General features: G+C 65.2%; 15 protein-coding genes and 1 pseudogene. 8 read left to right on the top strand and 8 right to left on the bottom strand.

Annotation, left to right across the window (positions count from 1 at the left end):
* Positions 1-15: 15 nt before the first annotated feature.
* Entirely contained in the window at positions 16-783 is a 768-nt protein-coding gene (locus ABTV68_RS00400) for an AraC family transcriptional regulator (RefSeq protein ID WP_433675639.1), read from the bottom strand.
* A gap of 87 nt (positions 784-870) precedes the next feature.
* Here ABTV68_RS00400 and ABTV68_RS00395 point away from each other — a divergent pair, with 87 nt between their 5' ends.
* Both ABTV68_RS00395 and ABTV68_RS00390 read left to right on the top strand, forming a co-directional pair.
* The gene (locus ABTV68_RS00395) at positions 871-1,656 is read left to right on the top strand and encodes a TSUP family transporter (protein ID WP_433675638.1); all 786 of its coding nucleotides are present in this window, start codon (positions 871-873) and stop codon (positions 1,654-1,656) included.
* Positions 1,657-1,792: 136 nt separating this feature from the next.
* Positions 1,793-2,940 (top strand): annotated as a pseudogene (locus ABTV68_RS00390) (SLC13 family permease).
* A gap of 111 nt (positions 2,941-3,051) precedes the next feature.
* On the opposite strand, the gene ABTV68_RS00385 reads toward ABTV68_RS00390, so the two are convergent.
* The 4 genes from ABTV68_RS00385 to ABTV68_RS00370 all read right to left on the bottom strand — a co-directional run bounded on the left by ABTV68_RS00385 (position 3,052) and on the right by ABTV68_RS00370 (position 8,370).
* Positions 3,052-3,798, bottom strand: coding sequence for a ThuA domain-containing protein (locus ABTV68_RS00385; protein WP_433675637.1), 747 nt, complete (start codon positions 3,796-3,798; stop codon positions 3,052-3,054).
* Positions 3,795-4,865, bottom strand: coding sequence for a Gfo/Idh/MocA family protein (locus tag ABTV68_RS00380; RefSeq protein WP_433675636.1), 1,071 nt, complete (start codon positions 4,863-4,865; stop codon positions 3,795-3,797). Before ABTV68_RS00380 ends, ABTV68_RS00385 begins: the two co-directional genes overlap by 4 nt.
* A 372-nt stretch (positions 4,866-5,237) precedes the next feature.
* Complete coding sequence (locus tag ABTV68_RS00375) at positions 5,238-6,500, bottom strand: MFS transporter (RefSeq protein WP_433675635.1); 1,263 nt, start codon at positions 6,498-6,500, stop codon at positions 5,238-5,240.
* A gap of 661 nt (positions 6,501-7,161) precedes the next feature.
* On the bottom strand, positions 7,162-8,370 hold the full coding sequence (locus ABTV68_RS00370) for an ROK family protein (protein ID WP_433675634.1): 1,209 nt from the start codon (positions 8,368-8,370) through the stop codon (positions 7,162-7,164).
* 144 nt (positions 8,371-8,514) lie between these two features.
* On the opposite strand from ABTV68_RS00370, the gene ABTV68_RS00365 reads away from it, so the two are divergent.
* From ABTV68_RS00365 to ABTV68_RS00345, 5 genes are all read left to right on the top strand, one after another.
* The gene (locus ABTV68_RS00365) at positions 8,515-9,789 is read left to right on the top strand and encodes an ABC transporter substrate-binding protein (RefSeq protein WP_433675633.1); all 1,275 of its coding nucleotides are present in this window, start codon (positions 8,515-8,517) and stop codon (positions 9,787-9,789) included.
* On the top strand, positions 9,786-10,697 hold the full coding sequence (locus ABTV68_RS00360; protein WP_231091197.1) for a carbohydrate ABC transporter permease: 912 nt from the start codon (positions 9,786-9,788) through the stop codon (positions 10,695-10,697). Before ABTV68_RS00365 ends, ABTV68_RS00360 begins: the two co-directional genes overlap by 4 nt.
* 80 nt (positions 10,698-10,777) lie before the next feature.
* Positions 10,778-11,599, top strand: a complete 822-nt coding sequence (locus ABTV68_RS00355; protein WP_433677665.1) for a carbohydrate ABC transporter permease — start codon at positions 10,778-10,780, stop codon at positions 11,597-11,599.
* 87 nt (positions 11,600-11,686) lie between these two features.
* Positions 11,687-13,330, top strand: a complete 1,644-nt coding sequence (locus ABTV68_RS00350) for a glycoside hydrolase family 13 protein (RefSeq protein ID WP_433675632.1) — start codon at positions 11,687-11,689, stop codon at positions 13,328-13,330.
* 114 nt (positions 13,331-13,444) lie between these two features.
* Positions 13,445-13,936 carry a hypothetical protein gene (locus tag ABTV68_RS00345; RefSeq protein WP_433675631.1) on the top strand — a complete coding sequence of 164 codons (492 nt, stop codon included), beginning with the start codon at positions 13,445-13,447 and terminating at the stop codon, positions 13,934-13,936.
* Between the two features lie 31 nt (positions 13,937-13,967).
* Here the strand turns inward: ABTV68_RS00345 and ABTV68_RS00340 are convergent, their stop codons facing one another.
* Positions 13,968-14,843: a Fic family protein gene (locus tag ABTV68_RS00340; protein WP_433675630.1), complete on the bottom strand. Its 876-nt coding sequence runs from the start codon at positions 14,841-14,843 to the stop codon at positions 13,968-13,970.
* A gap of 576 nt (positions 14,844-15,419) precedes the next feature.
* Between ABTV68_RS00340 and ABTV68_RS00335 the strand changes: the two genes are divergently transcribed.
* Positions 15,420-15,584: a hypothetical protein gene (locus ABTV68_RS00335; RefSeq protein ID WP_433675629.1), complete on the top strand. Its 165-nt coding sequence runs from the start codon at positions 15,420-15,422 to the stop codon at positions 15,582-15,584.
* A gap of 198 nt (positions 15,585-15,782) precedes the next feature.
* Here ABTV68_RS00335 and ABTV68_RS00330 read toward each other — a convergent pair whose 3' ends face one another.
* Both ABTV68_RS00330 and ABTV68_RS00325 read right to left on the bottom strand, forming a co-directional pair.
* Complete coding sequence (locus ABTV68_RS00330) at positions 15,783-16,703, bottom strand: XamI family restriction endonuclease (protein WP_433675628.1); 921 nt, start codon at positions 16,701-16,703, stop codon at positions 15,783-15,785.
* Entirely contained in the window at positions 16,672-18,300 is a 1,629-nt protein-coding gene (locus tag ABTV68_RS00325; RefSeq protein ID WP_433675627.1) for an Eco57I restriction-modification methylase domain-containing protein, read from the bottom strand. The genes ABTV68_RS00330 and ABTV68_RS00325 overlap by 32 nt, the downstream gene beginning before the upstream one ends.
* Positions 18,301-18,336: the final 36 nt, after the last annotated feature.

The following is an 18,336-nucleotide window of genomic DNA, read 5'->3' as shown; positions in this document are numbered from 1 at the left end:
AGCGCCCGTCTCACTTCAGGAGCGGCGGGCGCTCAGGCTCGACGGAGTCGCGGCGAACTCACGAGCGAACGCCACCGAGAACGCCGACGGTGACGCGTAGCCGAGATCGGTCGCCACCTGCGAGACGCTGCGATGACGCAGCATCGGAATCGAGGCCAGCAGGAGTGCGCGGGTGCGCCAGGCGGCAGGGCTCATCCCGGTCTCAGCCACGAAGCGCCGCGTGAGCGCGCGCTCGCTCATCCCGACGCGACGGGCCCAGACGGCGTTGGTGACCGCCGCATCGGGGTCCGCGACGAAGGCTCGGCACAGCGCGGCGAACGGCGCGTGCACCGGAAGCGGAACATGCAGCGGCGTCTCGGGAAGCGCCGCGAGCTCATGCAGGATGAGATCAATGAGGGCCCCGTCCCTGCCTTCCGGTGCATAGCCTGCGGGCAGGTCGGAGGCTGCCAGCAGAAGCTCACGCAGCATCGGGCCGACCCCCACCACGCGACACGAAGCCGGCCACCACGGGACCGCCGACGGCTCGATGTAGAGACTGGATGTCTGCACGTCGAGCATCCTCACGCGATGCCGGGTGCGCGGCGGGATGAGGACGCCGCGTTCGCCGGGCACGGTCCAGGCCCCATCGTCGGTCTCCACCAGCATCGTTCCTGTGGCCGCATACAGGAACTGCGCGCGACGGTGCTCATGCCAGTCCAGCAGATGTCCCGGCGGGTAGTCGGTCGCGATCGGCAGCACCGGCACCGAGAGGTGATCGACCGCGGGGAGCGACACGTTACGCACGCCTCGAGCATAGGGGCTGAAACTCACATGTTCCTGCCCGTCATTCGAATGCCAGACGATCGGGACCCCGGTGTACTGGGTTCAGTGATGCTTCTCCTTCTCCTCATCGGCGTTCTCACCGGTCTCACCACGGTGCTCTTCGGCTTCGGCGGAGGGTTCGTCACCGTGCCGGTCATCATGTGGGTGGAGCTCGCCGCTGGCGGAGACGCCGGGCGCGTAGCCGTGGCGACGTCAGCGGTGGTGATGGTCACCGGCGCCGCCGTCGCAACCCTCGCAACACCGCGGGATGTGCTCGGCCGACTGCGGGGGCGCGGGCCGCTGCTTGTGCTGCTCGGTGCCGGTGGGGCCGCGGGCGCCGCCGCAGCACTGCACCTCCCCGCCCGCATCGCGTCGGTCGGGTTCGTCGTGTACCTGGCGGTGACCATCATCGATGTGCTCGTCCGACCAGGCTTCCTCCGTCCTGCCGCGTCGACGGATCGGCGAGCCCGCGCGATCCCCGATGTGCTCGGGTTTCCGATCGGCACGATCGCCGCCTTCCTCGGTGTCGGCGGCAGCGTGATGACGGTCCCTCTCCTGCGCAGGTCAGGGCTTGCGATGAGCCTCGCCACAGCGCTGGCGAATCCGCTGACTCTCGCGGTGAGCGTTCCCGCGATGGTCGTCTTCCTCACCGCGAACGCCGCCGCCCTGCCGGACGGGATGCTGATGGTCGGGGCCGTGGACGCGAGTGCTGCCGCGCTCCTGCTCCTCGGGGCGATCCCGACGATCATCCTGCTGCGGCGCCGCCCGCCACGCATTCCCGACCGGGTCCACGCCTGGACCTATCTGGCGCTCCTGGTCGCGGCCGCGGCCGCGATGCTTCCGCGCGTGCTCTGAGTCGACGCTCGGTGTTGCGAAACGAGGAGCATGTCGCCGAAAGAGGTCTGAAACCGTGGTTCGGTCCTCGGTTGGCGACATTCTCCTCATTTCGCGACAGCGAGTCCAGGGTTCATGATTGATCCTTGTGATCCTTGTGATCCTTGCCCTCGTCGGTGTCGTGCTGCTCGTCGCCGGAGGCGGCGCGATCGCCGCGGGCGTGCTCCCCGCGACCGATGCGCTGGCGGTGGCCGACCGGGTGTGGCCGATTCTGCTGTTCGTGGTCGCGGTCACGATTGTCGCGGAGCTCGCCGCCATCGCCGGAGTGTTCGATGCGCTGGCCTCCCGCCTCGCCCGGTGGGCTCGCGGCCGCGTGATCATGCTGTGGCTGCTGGTGGTAGCCCTCGCCGTGGTGGTGACCGCCTTCCTGTCGCTCGACACGACGGCCGTGCTGCTCACTCCGGTCGTTATCACCGTGGCTCGCGCGAACGGTCTGCGCCCGCTCCCCTTCGCGTTCGTCACGGTGTGGCTCGCGAACACCGCGTCGCTGTTCCTCCCGGTGTCCAACCTCACCAACCTGCTCGCCGCCCACACGCTGGACGGCGGGGACGCGGTCACCTTCGTGACGTTGATGATCCGGTCGGCGCTGATCGCGGTGATCGTCACCGTCGCGATCCTGTGGTTGCTGAGCCGACGCGAGCTACGGGGGCGGTTCGAACCGGCGCCCCCGGTCCTGGCCGGCGACCCGACCCTGTTCCTGATCAGCGGCATCGTCCTCATCGTGATGATGCCGCTGCTGGTCGTGCTGCCACCCTGGCTGCCCGCGCTTGTCGCCGCGATCGTGCTGGTGCTGGTGTTCGTCCGACGTGCTCCGCGAACGCTGACGTGGAAGCTCGTACCGTGGCAGCTGGTGGTGTTCGCTTCGGGGCTGTTCCTCGCGGTGGCGGTGCTCGAACGACTGGGATCGGCCGCGTTGCTGGCTTCGGTGGTCGGCAACGGAGACGATCTGCTGTCGCTCTGGCAGGTCGCGGGAGTCGGGATGCTCGGCGCGAACCTGATCAACAATCTCCCCGCCTACCTCGCCCTGGAGCGACCGCCGGCTCACCCGCGCGGCTCGCCGCCCTGCTCATCGGGGTGGGAGCGGGACCTCTGATCACGCCGTGGGCGTCCCTCGCAACGCTGCTGTGGCACTCGCGCCTCGCGAGCCTGGGCGTGGCAGTGCCCTGGCGTCGTTACATCCTTCTCGGCTGTGTGGCCGGGCCGCTCGTGGTCGCGTGCGCCGTGGTTCCGCTGGCTCTGTGGTGAACGCACGAAAAGAGGGGAATGCCGCCGAACGAGGGCGGAACACGTGATTCCGCCCGTCGTTGGCGACATTCCCCTCGTTTCAGAACAGCAGTTCAGGACAGCAGTGCCGGCTCAGACGTACCAGTCGCGCGCCGCGTTGGCCACGCTCGGCTCCGCCCGATGCAGCGCGGGCTGCGCGGCCCAGCCGACGCCGTTGGCCAGAACCTGGTGGATCTGCGGCTGGTGATACACCGGGTACTCCTGATCACCGGGGCTGAAGTAGAAGATCCGGCCCTTACCGCGTGTGAAGGTCACGCCCGAGCGGAACACCTCGCCGCCGGTGAACGAGCTGATGAAGATCAGGTCGTCCGGGTCGGGGATGTCGAACAGTTCGCCGTACATCTCCTGCTCGGGGATGATGAGGGGGCTCTCGACACCCGCCGCGATGGGGTGCGAAGGCTTGACGGTCCACACCAGTTCGCGCTCGGCCTCGTTGCGCCACTTCAGCGAGCACGTTGTGCCGAGCAGGCGGATGAAGATCTTCGAGAAGTGGCCAGAGTGCAGCACGATCAGCCCCATGCCACCGAGCACGTGACGCTGCACGCGCGCGACGATCTCGTCGCTGACCTCGTCGTGGGCGATGTGCCCCCACCACAGCAACACGTCGGTGCGCGCCAGCGTCTCCTCGGAGAGTCCGTGCTCAGGGTCGACCAGCGTGGCCGTCGAGATGTCGGCGTTTGGATAGTGCGCCCGCAGACCGGCGGCGATCGCGCCGTGCATGCCCTCGGGGTACATCTCCGCCATGGTGGCCGGTTCGTTGCGCGCCTCGTGCACACCCTCGTTCCAGACCAGGATGTTGAGCTTCTCCGTGCGGGTCACAGCTGGACCTCCCGACCCTCGCGCGCCGACGCGTAGCAGGCATCGATGATTCGCGTGCGCTTCAGAGCGAGCGAACCGTCGTGGCGTGCCCACTCGGCTTCACCGGCGCGAACCGCGGCGACGAAGTCGGTCACCACGCCGAGGTGCATTCCGCTCTCGCCCACCTCGGGCGAGTAGTCGGCGTTCTCGGCCCCGTTGTCGCGGAAGATCCGCAGCTCGCTGGGATCCCCCGCTACACGCAGCTCGGCACCGCCGTCCGTGCCGTAGACGAGAAAGTTCATCTCGTCGTCCGGGTTGCGATAGCTGGCCCAACCCGCCTCGATGAGCAGGGTGGCACCACCTTCGAGACGCAGGAACGCCGTGGCGAAGTCCTCCACGCCGAACGCGTGGTCGGTGGCGGCGGCGCTGTACTGCGCGTTGCCGCCGAGGCCGCGCGGGCCGAGCTCGGAGTACGTGCTCGCCGAGACCGCCAGCACCTCCGGCTCGCCCAGCAGGTCGAGGGCGTAATCGAGGACGTGCACGCCGATGTCGGCGAGCGGACCGCCACCCGCGAGCGCGGGGTTCGTGAACCAGCTGCCCAGCATCGGGATGCCCTGGCGGCGCAGCCACGCTGCCTTCGCGAAGTACGGACGTCCCACTTCGCCGCGGTCGATCGCCCCCTTCAGCGCCTGGATGTCGCCGCGACGGCGGTGGTTGAACGCCACGTCGAGCACGCGACCAGCGGCACGGGCAGCGTCGACCATCTGCTGGCCTTCCTCGCCATTGCGCGCGATCGGCTTCTCGCTCAGCACATGGATCCCCCGCTCCAGTGCCGCGATCGCGATGGGCGCGTGCAGGAAGTTCGGGACCGCGACGCTGATGGCGTCCAGCCCCTCGAGTTCGAGCAGGTCCTCCCAGCGCGCGAACGTGTTCGCCACCGCGTACTTCTCCGCCGCCGCGGCAAGCAGATCCTGCTCCATCGCCGCCACCGCGACGATCTCGACGCCGTCAATGGTGCTGTACGCATCCAAGTGCTGCTGGCCCGCCCAGCCCAGGCCGATCACGCCGACCTTCAGATCCGTGGTCACAATGTTCCTTCTCTTCGACGGCGCTGTCCCATTAGATTCGGATTGCAAATCAACGCCGATTGCGTCTACTCAACCACTCCACACCGGCACCCGTCAACCCTGAATCGAATCGATACGATCGATCCGCCGCCCGTTCATGGCACGCCGCGCCCTACCTTCAACGCGGGAACGTCGATCCGCTTGCCAACCCGTTGTGTTGCGGCTGGACGAACCTCACACGTAGACGACTGGGCAGAAACATCTCAGCTGACGAAGAAGGGTGGACGGTCTGCCAGCGCGGCACCGAGTGCCGCGCGGAGGAGGTCAGGGCTTCGTCAGTATGACCTCGACTTCGGTATCGGCGCGTCGGACCAAGTACTTCCTCACGCCCCGTCATTCGTCTTCATCCCCCTCGCGTCCCGGGCGGACTGAAGTCCACCTGCGGAACGGTGAGAGGGCCAAAAGCAGGCTCGACGCGAGAGCGAACAGAATGACACTGATCAAGCCCACTTCATATCCCCACTGACTGACCACTAATCCGCCTGCGATGCTCGCAAACGGCATGATCCCGAGAGCAAACGTGCGGTTGCAAGCGATCACCCTTCCGAGCATCGCTCGGGGGGCGACGCGTGCAGGGACGGATGCTCCTGCCACTCCGGCAATAACAGCGACGAAGCCCCCGCCAGCGCACGCGATGACGATCGCCCAGATACCGTCCGCGCCCAGAGAGGGCGCCGCGAAGTAGCCCAGACAGGGGAGAGCAGCCGCCGCGCTAGCGGCGATCTTGGTTGTCGCTTCGCCCCGCCGCGCGATGAGGCGCGGCGCAACGAGCGCTCCGACGAGGCCGCCCACGCCTTGGACTGTGGTAACGAGGGCAATCAATGCCGTACTCAATCCAACGACGTTGGCGAGGTACACAACATTGAATGCGTTCATGAACATCGCCCCTGTTGACGCCGCCATGCCAGACAGCAGGAGTGCACGAAGGACGGGGTTTCCGAGGGAGTATCTCAGTCCCTCCAAAGCCTCCGAGAACAACGTACGCCGACTCCGACGCGATGCCTGTTTGTTCCCTAGTTTCCCGGTCGGTTTGGCAAACAACGCCGCTGATCCCAGATACGCCACGGCAGCCACTGCAGCCACAGCGGGCGCGACCACGACGCCGAGCATCACTGCCGCAACACCCGGCGACGCGACTTCGCCCGTAGTCGATGCAGCTTTCAACCTGCCAAACGCCAGCGGAAGCTGCCGATCTTCCACAAGCGAAGGCACGCGAGCAGAATTCGCAGTCGTGAAGAAGACTTCCGCGATGCCGACGCACACGCACACGATGCCCAGCACAACGATGGAGAGCCTGCCGCTGATCCCAAGGACGGCTACGAGAAGTAGTAAGAGCGCTCTAGCCAGATCAGCGAAGATCATCATGCGCCGTGTGCTAAACCGATCAGCGAAAACGCCAATTGGTATGCCGAGCAGCGTCATACCAATCATGCTCAGCGCATTGAGAACTCCGACGGCGTCGGCACCCACACTCAGCGTCGTAACAGCAAGGATCGGAACGATCGACCGAAAAGTCGCGGTACCTACCGAGCTGAGGAAGGTTCCAGCGATATATCGCCCCATCTCGTCGGGGAGGCTCTCCCGACCCCTCACCACCGCTCAGTCCTCCTGAGAAGGGGCGGGTAGGACTCGCCCTCTCGCCCTCTTGCCCAGGAGATCCAGATGCTCCTCGATCTCCGCTGGGGATGTCGCTCACCGTGCAGATGACGCAGCGCGCCCTGCCACGTCCCCGGGTTACTCGTCTGGGGGTCGAGATCCGCTTCCCAAGCGTCCGTCATCCGAGCTGGCATTACACGGAGCTGCAACTCGCGCCGCGCGAAAGGTACGCAGCGCAGTCGACGCTACCGAGCTTCAGACTCAGCAACCAAACCACGGCAGCACGATCACGGCTCCTATCCGCGAGGTAGTCCATCGCGAAGGTCTGGTGGCCGGATACACGCTGCGTGTCGTCAAGCCTCACAAACAACTCAGGCCATGTAGCAACCGCATCCAACCCAGTCATTAGGGCACCTCCCGGTCATTCCAGTGAACCACGCGCTACCACCTGACAACAGGTCATATCGGTGCCCCAATAGGCCCGTCCTCCGCGGCTCTGCGGGCCGGCATAGACACCGCCGGCGAGCGGACTGGTTGTAGCAGCGCAGCCGAGATGGAGAGATCCGTGGGGATCGCGTCCGGTCGATGGCGTCAGTTGCGAAACCCGGTGCTGGCTTCCATCCGGTGACGCGGCCGGAGTGGCAACGCGGAACGAGACGAGTCAGCCGACGGGAGTGCGCTCGACCCAGACGTCGAGCACGCGGTCGCGCGCAGCCGTCGACGCGGCCGCGAGCGCGCCGAGCACCACGACATCGCCGCCGAGCGGCGAGATCACCAGCTCGGGTGCCGGCAGGTGCATGTCCTTCGGCAGGTGCTGACGCGCCGCCTCGACGACGGGCGCGATACCGGCCGAGATGGCACCGGACACCACGAAGTGCGACGGATCGAACATCCCCGCCATGACGCTGACGATCCGCGACAGCACGACCCCCGCTCGCTCGACGAGCGCCACGGCATCGGGGTCCCCGGCAGCCGCGAGGTCGAGGATGGTGCGACCAGTGAGGTCCTCCACGGCCAGCTGCGCGAGCGGCGCATCCGCGGCGTACTCGTCGTGTGCACGAGCGTTGGTCGCCCAGCGCGTGAGCCTCGTTCCGATGCCGTCCGAGCCGCCGACGCCGACGACGTTGTCGAAGGCGACCATCTCGCCCACGCCGCCGTGCGTGCCCCGCAGCAGCCGACCATCCACCACGACGCCCGCACCGAGGCGACCGCCGGCCAGCAGCGCGATGTAATTGTCGCTTCCGACCGCGCCACCGACGGACCCTTCCGCGACAGCGGCGAGCGAGGCGTCGTTGTCGATCCGCACGATCGGGGCCCAGTTCACCGCATCGACGAAGCCCGGGTTGGTGCGTGCCCAGTAGTTCTGCGGGTGCCGCGGCGAACGTCCGTCCACCCCCACGGGCGCCGGAACTCCGATGCACAGCGACAGCACATCGCCGCGGGACCGGTTCGCCTCCTCCAGCGCGGTCTCGATCGCGTCCACCACCAGCCGTGAACGCACATCCGCCGCATCCGTGTCGGAGTCCACCTCGATCGACAGCGTCGACAGCGGCTGCGAGCGCAGGTCAGCAACGCGCACGGTGATGTGCCGTTCGCCGGCGTCCACCCCCACCAGCACGGCGGCATCCCCGGCCAGGCTGAAGCGGCGAGCGGGACGACCCTTGCTGTACTCACCCACCTCGCGCGCGTTGGGCAGTTCTACGAGGAGGCCAAGGTCCACCAGTTCATCCAGTGCCTCGATGGTGGTGGATCGAGTGAGACCGGTGGCGGCCATCGCGTCAGACGCGGTGAACTCACCCGAATCCCAGGCGAACGCCAGGACGGAGTCGAGGCGCGCCGGGCGCGAGGGTGCAATGGCAAGGGGGTTCACGGGTCTTGACCTCTCCGGGATCGTTCTGTCATGATGCCTTCCAGATATTGATTTCGCTAGTAAATCTAATATCCGAAGGTTCTGCCCCGAACGGGCGCGAAGAAGCGGACGGAGACGACGGTGACAGGAAGCAGAAGACGCGCGATGCGCGCGATCGCTGCGGGGGTGAGTATCGGGGTGAGCGCAGCGCTGCTCGCCGGGTGCTCGAGCGATGGGACGGAGACGATCCGCTTCACATTCAGCAAGCGTGAGGCGATCGAGTTCATGACCCAGGTGGTCAACGACTACAACGCCTCGCAGGACAAGGTGGAGGTCGTCATCGACACCTCCGGTGTGGACGTGGTCTCGGCGAGCTTCGTGCGTGGCAACCCGCCGGATCTCATGCTGGCCAACTACAACATGGAGATCGCCCGCTTCATCGACCGCTGCACGCTCAGCGACCTCAGTGAGACGACAGCCGCATCGCAGATGACCGACACGTACCAGTCGCTGCTGGACCAGTACGGGGTCTGCGCCGGACGTCAGAGCGCGCTGCCCTACTCGGTGATGGCCGCCTCCGTGATCTACAACAAGGACATCTTCGACGCCAACGGCATCGACGTCCCCACCACCTGGGACGAGCTGATCGCCGCGTGCGAAAAACTCCAGGCCGCGGGCATCGACCCGTTCTACGCCACGCTCGCCTCCGCCGACGCTTGGACGGTGGGTCAGGGCTGGTTCGACTACGCGGTGGGCGGCTCGCTCAACGTGGTCGACTTCTACAACGACCTCGCCGCCGAGGGTGCTGACGTGGGTCCGGACTCGGAGGTGTCCTTCTCGAAAGACTTCGCCGAGCCGATGGACAAGATGCAGCAGCTGCTGAACACCTATATCAACGCCGATGCCCGCAGCCGCGGCTACAACGACGGCAACACGGCCATGGCCGAGGGCAAGGCGGCCATGTACCTGCAGGGTCCGTGGGCGTTCAGCGAGATCGCGAAGACCGCGCCGGACGGCAACTTCGGCACCTTCCCGCTCCCGATGACCGACGACCCCGACGACCTCGCCGTACGCGTCAACCTCGACCTCGCCGCGATGATCCCCGAGGGATCGAACCACAAGGATGCGGCACGGGACTTCCTGGAGTACCTGTTCCAGCCCGAGATCATCGAGGCGTACAACGAGTCTCAGCTCGGCTTCACACCGACGAAGACCGCGGCCCCGCCGTCGGACCCGCGCATCGAGGGGATGATCCCCTACGTGGATGAGGGCAAGGTCTACCAGGGCGCATCCGTGCTGGTTCCCAAGACCATCCCTGTCATGAACTACGCGCAGACCATCGCGCTGGGCGGCAGCATCAAGAACACGCTGAGCACGCTCGACGCCGACTGGGCGCGACTGGCCTTCCGCGCACCTGCGAAGAAGGAGACGGAGCAATGACAACGACGTCCACCATCGTCACGGCGGGCAAGACCAAGCCGCCGCGCTCCACGCGCCGCGTCGAGCCGATCTACTACCTGTTCCTGCTGCCCAGCATCATTCTGTTCACCCTGGCCATCACGGTCCCGGGCGTCATGGGCATCTTCTTCAGCTTCACCGACTCCATCGGGATCGGCGACTGGAGCTTCAACGGGCTCACCAACTACATCGCGGCGTTCGGCGACCCGGCCATCGTGCAGAGCTACCTCTTCACGTTCGGCTTCTCCATCGCCACCGTGATCGTGGTGAACGTGCTGGCCTTCCTACTGGCGGTGGGACTCACCTCCCGCATCCGCTTCAAGACGGGCCTGCGCACGATCTTCGTGATCCCGATGGTGATCTCCGGCATCATCATCTCCTACGTCTTCAAGTTCCTGTTCTCGAACTCGCTGCCAGCCTTCGGCGAGGCGACCGGGATCGAGTGGCTGCAGACGAGCATCCTCTCCAGCCCCGACTTCGCGTGGGTCGCGATCGTGATCGTCACCGCCTGGCAGGCGATCCCGGGAACGCTGCTCATCTACATCGCCGGCCTGCTCTCCGTGCCCGGCGACGTGTACGAGGCGGCCGACATCGACGGTGCCAGCAAGTTCCAGCAGCTCACCCGCATCACGGTCCCGCTGGTGGCGGGCTACGTGGTGATCAACTTCATCCTCGGATTCAAGGGCTTCCTCAACGCCTACGACATCATCAAGGGCCTCACCGACGGCGGACCCGGAACGTCCACGCGCAGCGTTGCGATGACGATCATCACCGGCTTCAACGGCGGCGACTACGCCTACCAGATGGCCAACGCGACGATCTTCTTCGTCGTGGCCATCCTCATCTCCCTCCTCCAGCTGTCGCTGACGCGCGGAAGGAACGCACTCTGATGGCTATTCAATCCGCACCCGCACCCAGCACCAGCACGATCGTGCTGGGCGGCAAGCCCGGCAAGTCGCCCCGCGTGGCGATGGAACGCGTCAACTGGTCGGGGACGATCATCCTCATCCTGTGCGCGGTCACCGTGCTGCTGCCGCTGTACGTCACTGTGTCGATGGCGTTCAAGACCAGCGCGCAGGCCGTGGACGGCAACGCGTTCTCGCTGCCCGCACCGTTCTCGATCGACGGCTTCGTGGAGGCGTGGAATCTCACGAAGTTCCCGGTCGGCGCGGCGGTCTCCATGTTCGTCACCGCCGGCACCGTGGTGCTCACGATCCTGCTGTCCGCGTTCGCGTCGTACGCGATCGTGCGCAACTGGGACAAGCGTCTGTTCCGTTGGTCGTTCTTCTACCTGCTGGCCGCGATGTTCATCCCGTTCCCCGTGGTCGCTCTGCCGCAGATCCAGCTCACGGGCCTCGTGCACCTGGACAACCCGCTCGGCGTGCTGATCCTCGCGACGATGTTCCAGCTGAGCTTCAGCGTGCTGCTGTTCACGGCGTTCCTCCGCTCGATTCCGATGGAGCTGGAGGAGGCGGCGCGCATCGACGGCGCGTCCACGTGGCAGACGTTCTGGCGACTGATCTTCCCGCTGCTGGCACCGATGAGCGCCACGGTCGGAATCTTCGCCTTCCTCTACGCGTGGAACGACTTCATGATGCCGTCGCTGATCATCTCCGACCCAGCGCTGCAGACGCTTCCGGTGCGGCAGAACCTGTTCCAGAACCAGTTCAGCAACAACTACAACGTGTCCTTCGCCTCGTACCTGATGGCGATGGCCCCCGCCATCGTGGCGTACCTCTTCACCCAGCGCTGGGTGATGGAGGGCGTCACGCAGGGAGCCGTCAAGGGCTGATCCTGCGCGCGGGTGGTCCGATTCCGATCGGATCACCCGCGTTCCTGTCCGCGCTCCCTCCCCCGGAGCACAACCGAGAAAGCACCCATGTCCGACACCACACCCCCCACCGCCCCCTGGTGGCGTCAGGCCGCCGTCTACCAGATCTACCCCCGCAGCTTCGCCGACGCCACCGGCGATGGCATCGGCGACATCCCCGGCATCGTCTCCCGCGCTGACTATCTGAAATCGCTCGGCATCGACGCGGTGTGGCTGAGCCCGTTCTACCCGTCGGAGCTCGCCGACGGCGGCTACGACGTGGCGGACTATCGCAACGTCGACCCGCGGCTCGGGACTCTGGACGACTTCGACGAGATGGTCGCGGCCCTGCACGGGCGCGACATCAAGGTGGTCGTGGACATCGTCCCCAACCACACCTCAGACCAGCACGAGTGGTTCCAGGAGGCCCTCGCCGCTGGTCGCGGATCGGCCGCGCGCGAGCGATACATCTTCCGCGAGGGTCGCGGGGAGAACGGCGAGCTGCCGCCCGCGGACTGGCAGTCCGTGTTCGGCGGATCGGCTTGGGAGCGCGTCGAAGACGGCCAGTGGTACTTCCATCACTTCGCCGTCGAGCAGCCGGACCTCAACTGGGACAATCCCGAGGTGCGCGCCGACTTCCTGAAGACCCTGCGGTTCTGGTCGGACCGCGGGGTGGACGGCTTCCGCATCGACGTGGCGCACATGCTCACGAAGGACCTCAGCGAGCCGCTGCCCTCGCAGGCGGAGCTGGACGCGATGCCGCAGGACGGCACGCACCCGCTCATCGACCGGGACGACGTGCACGAGGTGTACGCCGAGTGGCGCGCGGTGTTCAACTCCTACGACCCGCCGCGCACGGCCGTGGCCGAGGCCTGGGTCAGCACTCCCGAGCGTCGCGCGAAGTACGCTCACCCGGACAGCCTGGGCCAGTCGTTCAACTTCGATCTGCTGGTGGCCGACTTCGACGCACCCGCCTTCCGTCGGATCATCACCGACAACCTCGCTCAGGCGGTCGCGACCGGATCGTCCACCACGTGGGTGCTGTCCAACCACGACGTCACCCGTCACGCCACGCGCTACGGACTGGCGCCGCTGAACGGTCGCGCCGTCAAGCAGGGCACCGAGTGGGTCGAGGCGGGTGGCCCCGCCGAATGGCTGGACCGCGAGGGCGGCATCCGTCGCGCGCGGGCCGCGACGATGCTCATGCTCGCCCTTCCGGGCAGCGCGTACCTGTACCACGGCGAGGAGCTCGGGCTGCACGAGGTGGCGGAGATCGCGCCCGAGCAGCGCCAGGATCCGGGCTTCTTCCGCGGCTCCGCGTACGACCGCCTCGGTCGCGACGGGTGCCGCGTTCCGCTCCCGTGGACCACGGAGGGCTCGTCCTTCGGGTTCGGCACCAACGGCGCACACCTGCCGCAGCCCGCGTGGTTCGCCGACTACGCCGTCGCCGTGGAGGACACTGATCCCGACTCGACGCTGAGCCTGTACCGGAAGGCGTTGGAGCTGCGGCACCGGCTCCAGACCGACGAGCAGCTCGAGTGGATAGAGACGGGTCGCGACGACGTGCTGCGCTTCCGTCGCCCGAACGGGTGGGAGGTCATCACGGTCTTCGGTGGTGAGCCCTTCCCCCTGGACGGCGAGAACGTCGTGCTCGCCACCGCGCCGCTTGTCGATGGCGCGGTCCCCGTCGATGCCACGGTGTGGATCGCCTGATCGGAATCTCACGCCAGCGGCTCCGTGCATCGCGCGGAGCCGCTAGCGTTTCGGCCTGTTCGGCATAGAATCGCGCTGATCGGGGGGACCATGCTTGAGGGGTATCGACGCAGGATGGCGTGGCTGCGGGAGCGCCCCTGGATCGTCGGCGTCGGCTGCCTCGTGATGTTCGGGACCATCGCCGGGTTCCAGCAGATCCCGGCATGGGTGCAGACCCAGGGGCTGCCCGAGGAGCAGGTCACGGTGATCGAGCGCACCGATACCGGCGACAGCGCCGCCTGCGGTCGCCGCGGACGATCGATCCGTCCGCTTTACGAGGTGGTCTACGAATCGGACAACCCTCCGCCGGGTGCCAGCCGGACGTTCTCGAACCTCGAGGGGTGCAGCCCCCACGCCATCGGCGAGCACCTGACGATCGTTCGATCCGAGAAGGAAGGCACCACGACCGTGTGGTTCGACCACCCCGATTCGCTGTGGGGCGCGCTGTGGGAGGTGGCGGTCGTGTCGGTGCCCATCGCCGCAGCTGCCACGGCCGTCGGCTACGGCGTCCGTGCCCTCAGCCGTTCGCGCGAACGGCGAATCGTGGAGCGCGACGAGATCGCGTAGACGCGCCCAGCGCTCGGACAGATGAGCTGCGTCAGCCGAAGTCCGCATCGATCATCCACCGATCCCGCAGTCGGAAGGCGGGAATCGTCTGTCGCCTCGCCTTATTCGTTGCCGATGCGCCGCTGACCCCGCAAGCCCGAGCCCAATCCGCGAGGGCGATGACCCGGCGACTCGTGACGAGGGTGATGCGTTTGTGCAAGGACTCGAGCACGAGAAGCACAAGCAGACGGGTCATGCCGTGATGGGAGCCCGTCTTGGAGTACTCCTCCAGCTGTGGATAGTAATCAAGCTGCCGATTGCGCGCCCGGACGATGACAGGTGGCCAGCCGATGTCCTGAAGCTGCTTGTTGATCAGAACCCGACCGATCCGCCCGTTCCCGTCCACGAACGGGTGGACGGTCTCGAACTCGCAGTGAAACCACGCGATGAGCTCAAGCGGTCGCATCGAACGATCCGCCTGGAATCGGGCCAGAGCTTCGGTCACCAGGTCAGCGACGAACGCCGGGTTGGCCCCGAGATGGCTGCCGACCCGCACCCACTCATCGCCGCGTCGGAACCGACCGGCGACATCGTCGCGGATGCCGGCGAGCAGCATCCCATGCCAGCGGAGAATCAGCGCGAGAGAGAGGTCGTCCCCGCTGGAGAGCATGTCCTCAGTGACAGCCGCCAGATTCTTCGCCTCGTACACTTCTCGGAGCTGGCGGCGGCCCGCCGGCATTGTCCCCGAGAGGATCCGCTCCGTGTCGTCCAGCGTCAGAGTCGAGTTCTCGATCGCGTTCGACTGCTGGACGGACTCTGCAAGTTCAGCCAACGCAATCTGGGCCAGCGCCTCAGGATGGCGTGCGGCCGTGCGCTGATACTCCTCGATGACGGCATCCAGCCGTTCCCAGGTTGCTCGATTGATCATCACGACCCCATTGCCCCCACTTATCGTGAATAATAGCGACAATCACTCAGAATTCACGGATACTCATCTCAGCGAAGTTCGCAGTCATCCTGACGACCCGACCGAGACGTCTTCGCCCTCGACGCCAAGCGTTGAACCACATCACCACATCGCGTGCACCACATGAGCCGGCGGCGTCTCCCGTCGCTGCGTCGTCGGCATAGAATCACCCTGGATCGGGGGAAAATACGTGAGGGGTGTCGGCGCAGGATGGCGTGGTTGCGAGAGCGCCCGTGGCTCGTCGGCATCGGCGGCTTCGTGATGTACGGGGCGTCGCTGCGTTCCACCTGGTTCCGGTGTGGGCGCAGACACAGGGGCTGCCCGAGGAGCAGGTCGTGGCTATCGAGCGGACCGATACAGGTGGGAACGCCCAGTGCGGATGGCGCGGACACTCGGTCCGGGCGATGTGCGAGGTCGTCTACGAGTCGGAGAACCCGCCGCCCGTCATGAGCCGGACCTTCTCGAACCTCGAAGGGTGCAGTCCCCCGCTGCGTCGGCGAGCAGGTCACTCTCGTGCGGGCCGAGAGCGGCGGGGTCGTGACCGGGTGGTTCACTCACCCAGACTCCCTCGGGAGCGCGCTCTGGCAGGTCGCGATCATCGCGATGCCGATCGCGGCGAGCGCCACGGCGGTCGGTTACGGATTCCGTGCGGTGATCAGGGCGCGGAACATCCGGACGGTGAACCCCGACGACCTCGGCTGAGCGCAACTCAGCGTTCGACGAATCGCCTGATCCGAATCTCACGGCTTCGTGGATCGCGCGGAGGCAGTGGCGTTTCAGGTTCGGTGTCGAGCATGTCGTGCAGATGAGGGACGCTGGCCGAACCCGCCTACTTCACACAGTAGAAATCCTCCAGATTCCTCAGGTCCCGTTCCCGCTGCTATCGCGCAGACGCAGACATTACGGTCGCGACCGTTCGATGAAGCTGATCATTTCGTCTAGGCGATGGGCCCAAAATATTGTGAGACCGCTGGCCTGCGCGTCCCTCAAGTTGTGAACCTTGAACACTCCCGAAAGCACAGCGGCAGGGACTACCGTGGCAGTGCCAAACACATCCAGCCACGTCTTTGCTTTCGCCGCAGCGTCGTTATTCAGACGCTTGACGCTATTTGTAGAAGAGTTGCTGACCTTGCATTCAATGGGCATGACACGACCATCCCAAAGCCGGACAATGAGATCCGCCTTTCGACCGCCAAAGTAGCTCTCACGGCAATATTCACCCGGCTCTGGGAAGTGGGAGATATTCTGGATGGCACGCGTACTAACCTGAGTGAACCGATGCTCGTCCAAAACCTCTGCGACCGCACCCTCTTGTTCCTTCTTCGCCTGATTACGGCGGGCCGTTTGCATCTTTTGGTTGGCAATTAGAGCCGCTGTACCGATCACAGCACTCTCACGCTCGGCGCTGGACGGATCGCGATCTTCGTGCACCCACGGGAAGCGTCGACGATCTAGACCGATCATGACTGTGTCAACAACTCTCTCGGCGATAGATGGATCATGCATGATCCTTCCCTTCGCAAGACTGTCTGTCTCAGAAATTACTTTGAGATCGTCCTCACTAACCGGAGGGCCCGCTAGGTACCGCACAATCGTAAGGTTGTCGGCGCTAGTCAGCAGTTCCGCGGCCTGAACGCGCAGCTCTGCGAGATCAACCGTCTCCTCAATGATCTCTTCCGTCGCACCACGGTATTGGTCAAAGTAGTCAAGGTAAATTTCCAAAGGTTCAACGAGGCGAGTCTGACGGAAATAATCGATCGCCTCGTTCGCCTCGACGGCGAACTGCTCTTCACTCCAGCGGGGCGGCGGCACCTGGGGCATGGACATCTCCTTCGATCAGCGACTCTAAGCTCGGGACGGGCAGACGCTCCATCTCTCTGGGCTCAAACTTAGTGAGCCCGCCAGCGTACGTGCGCCCTTGACTTAGAGTAACGGCAGAGCGCAGGTGAGCAGCAAGATTGTCGAGCGTCAAGGCGGACATCTCCTCACGCGGGTACAGGCCGTGTGCGATGTTGATGTGTCGAGCGCCCACGTCGTTCCGCACAAAAGCGGGCGGACGACGAGCCATGTAGGTCGCGAGCACCGGCGCAGGCGCACGTAGCCCAACACTCCACCACGCCTTGCGATTGGCGGCTACATAACCGTCTTGCACGTTCTGACTCTCAGCCACACGAAGGAATCGGTCAATTTGGCGACGTTCGTCAGGATCGAAATCGCCAAGATCGACCGGCAAATCAATGACCCGCTTCAAACCGTCGAACGCCCGAAGACGATCTCCGGCACCGAAAAGTTCTCGAGCCTTTGTCACTGATGCGAAAAGTACGCGATCCGGAAGATCGATGCCACCATCACGATGTACCCACACCTTGTTCGCGCCGGTGACCGTTCCGCGATGCACGCGACACAGCTCGCCGAGCTCGACATAGCCTTCACGTAGCTTCGGAGTGACGCGAGTAAGAACCGACCAACGATTTGCTTCCGCGAGGCGCTGCCGAGATATCGCGTGCCCTTGGTTCAGACGGCCGAGATCAGCGACCTCACCGACTTGTCGCACACGAATTGACTCCGGCTTCCCCCCGATTGAAAAGCAGGTAATTGCGCCCGTGGTCGTAGCATCGGCGAATGGAGCCGCGCTAGGATCAAGAATGTGAAGTGCCTGCCCCCCCAGCCCGTCAAGCAGAAGTTCACGTACAAGACTGCCATAGTTGACGTCCAGCCATTCTGCGCTCGTAATGAAGGCACCAAGATCGCCGGGACGCCCATGTTCGGCTGTGGCTAGAAAGAAGTGCACATGAAGGCCAGCGAGAGCACTCGCCTTGAAACCATGTTTCTTCGCAGTCGCAAGTAGCCAGGCCTTCCACGCAGGGTCAATCTGATGATGACGCACATATGGAGGATTGCCGATAAATAGCGTCCGGCCGTCGATATCAGGCAGAGACATGGAACGATAGTCGCCAAGAATGACTCGAGCTCTCGAGCCAAGTTTCGTGACAGCAAGAGCCGCGCGCAGCATCAGCGTGGCGATCGGATCGATATCCGCGCCAACCAATTCCGCTTCAGGAAAAGCCCGGGCAGCGGCCAGGAGGTAACGACCGGAGCCCACACCAGGATCGACAATGCGCGAGGGCACTCCTTGATCCTCAGCCCACGAGATCATCGCTTCAACGACCGCGCGAGGAGTGTACGTCTGCCCCAACGGTCGGCGCTCTTGTGGCGACCGTAGTGAAATATAGGCCTCGCCGAGTGGATCCTCGCCCTTCAGGATCGCCTGTCGAACAATTTCAACCTGCTGGCTTGGCAGCCGCGTTGGGCTTGCGATCATGAGTGCTCGCTCGCTTTTGTCCAGCGTCCCCACTGACGCAGCGCCGAGTGCAAAACAGAGCTGTGCAAGCTCGTCAAGGTTCTCGACCGAATACATGTTCGACATCCTCTCAGCAACCACGGACACCAGCGA

This window comes from Microbacterium gorillae (genome assembly GCF_050990725.1).
Classification (GTDB): Bacteria; Actinomycetota; Actinomycetes; order Actinomycetales; family Microbacteriaceae; genus Microbacterium; species Microbacterium gorillae_A.
Note: the sequence above shows the minus strand (reverse complement) of the source record. Positions and strands in the feature narration are given on the sequence as shown.

What these genes read in the sequence shown, in the direction of transcription:
- ABTV68_RS00395 (WP_433675638.1), top strand. Translation starts at nt 871, where the DNA reads ATGCTTCTCCTTCTCCTCATCGGCGTTCTCACCGGTCTCACCACGGTG.
- ABTV68_RS00365 (WP_433675633.1), top strand. Translation starts at nt 8,515, where the DNA reads ATGCGCGCGATCGCTGCGGGGGTGAGTATCGGGGTGAGCGCAGCGCTG.
- ABTV68_RS00360 (WP_231091197.1), top strand. Translation starts at nt 9,786, where the DNA reads ATGACAACGACGTCCACCATCGTCACGGCGGGCAAGACCAAGCCGCCG.
- ABTV68_RS00355 (WP_433677665.1), top strand. Translation starts at nt 10,778, where the DNA reads ATGGAACGCGTCAACTGGTCGGGGACGATCATCCTCATCCTGTGCGCG.
- ABTV68_RS00350 (WP_433675632.1), top strand. Translation starts at nt 11,687, where the DNA reads ATGTCCGACACCACACCCCCCACCGCCCCCTGGTGGCGTCAGGCCGCC.
- ABTV68_RS00345 (WP_433675631.1), top strand. Translation starts at nt 13,445, where the DNA reads ATGGCGTGGCTGCGGGAGCGCCCCTGGATCGTCGGCGTCGGCTGCCTC.
- ABTV68_RS00340 (WP_433675630.1), bottom strand. Translation starts at nt 14,843, where the DNA reads ATGATCAATCGAGCAACCTGGGAACGGCTGGATGCCGTCATCGAGGAG.
- ABTV68_RS00330 (WP_433675628.1), bottom strand. Translation starts at nt 16,703, where the DNA reads ATGCCCCAGGTGCCGCCGCCCCGCTGGAGTGAAGAGCAGTTCGCCGTC.
- ABTV68_RS00325 (WP_433675627.1), bottom strand. Translation starts at nt 18,300, where the DNA reads ATGTATTCGGTCGAGAACCTTGACGAGCTTGCACAGCTCTGTTTTGCA.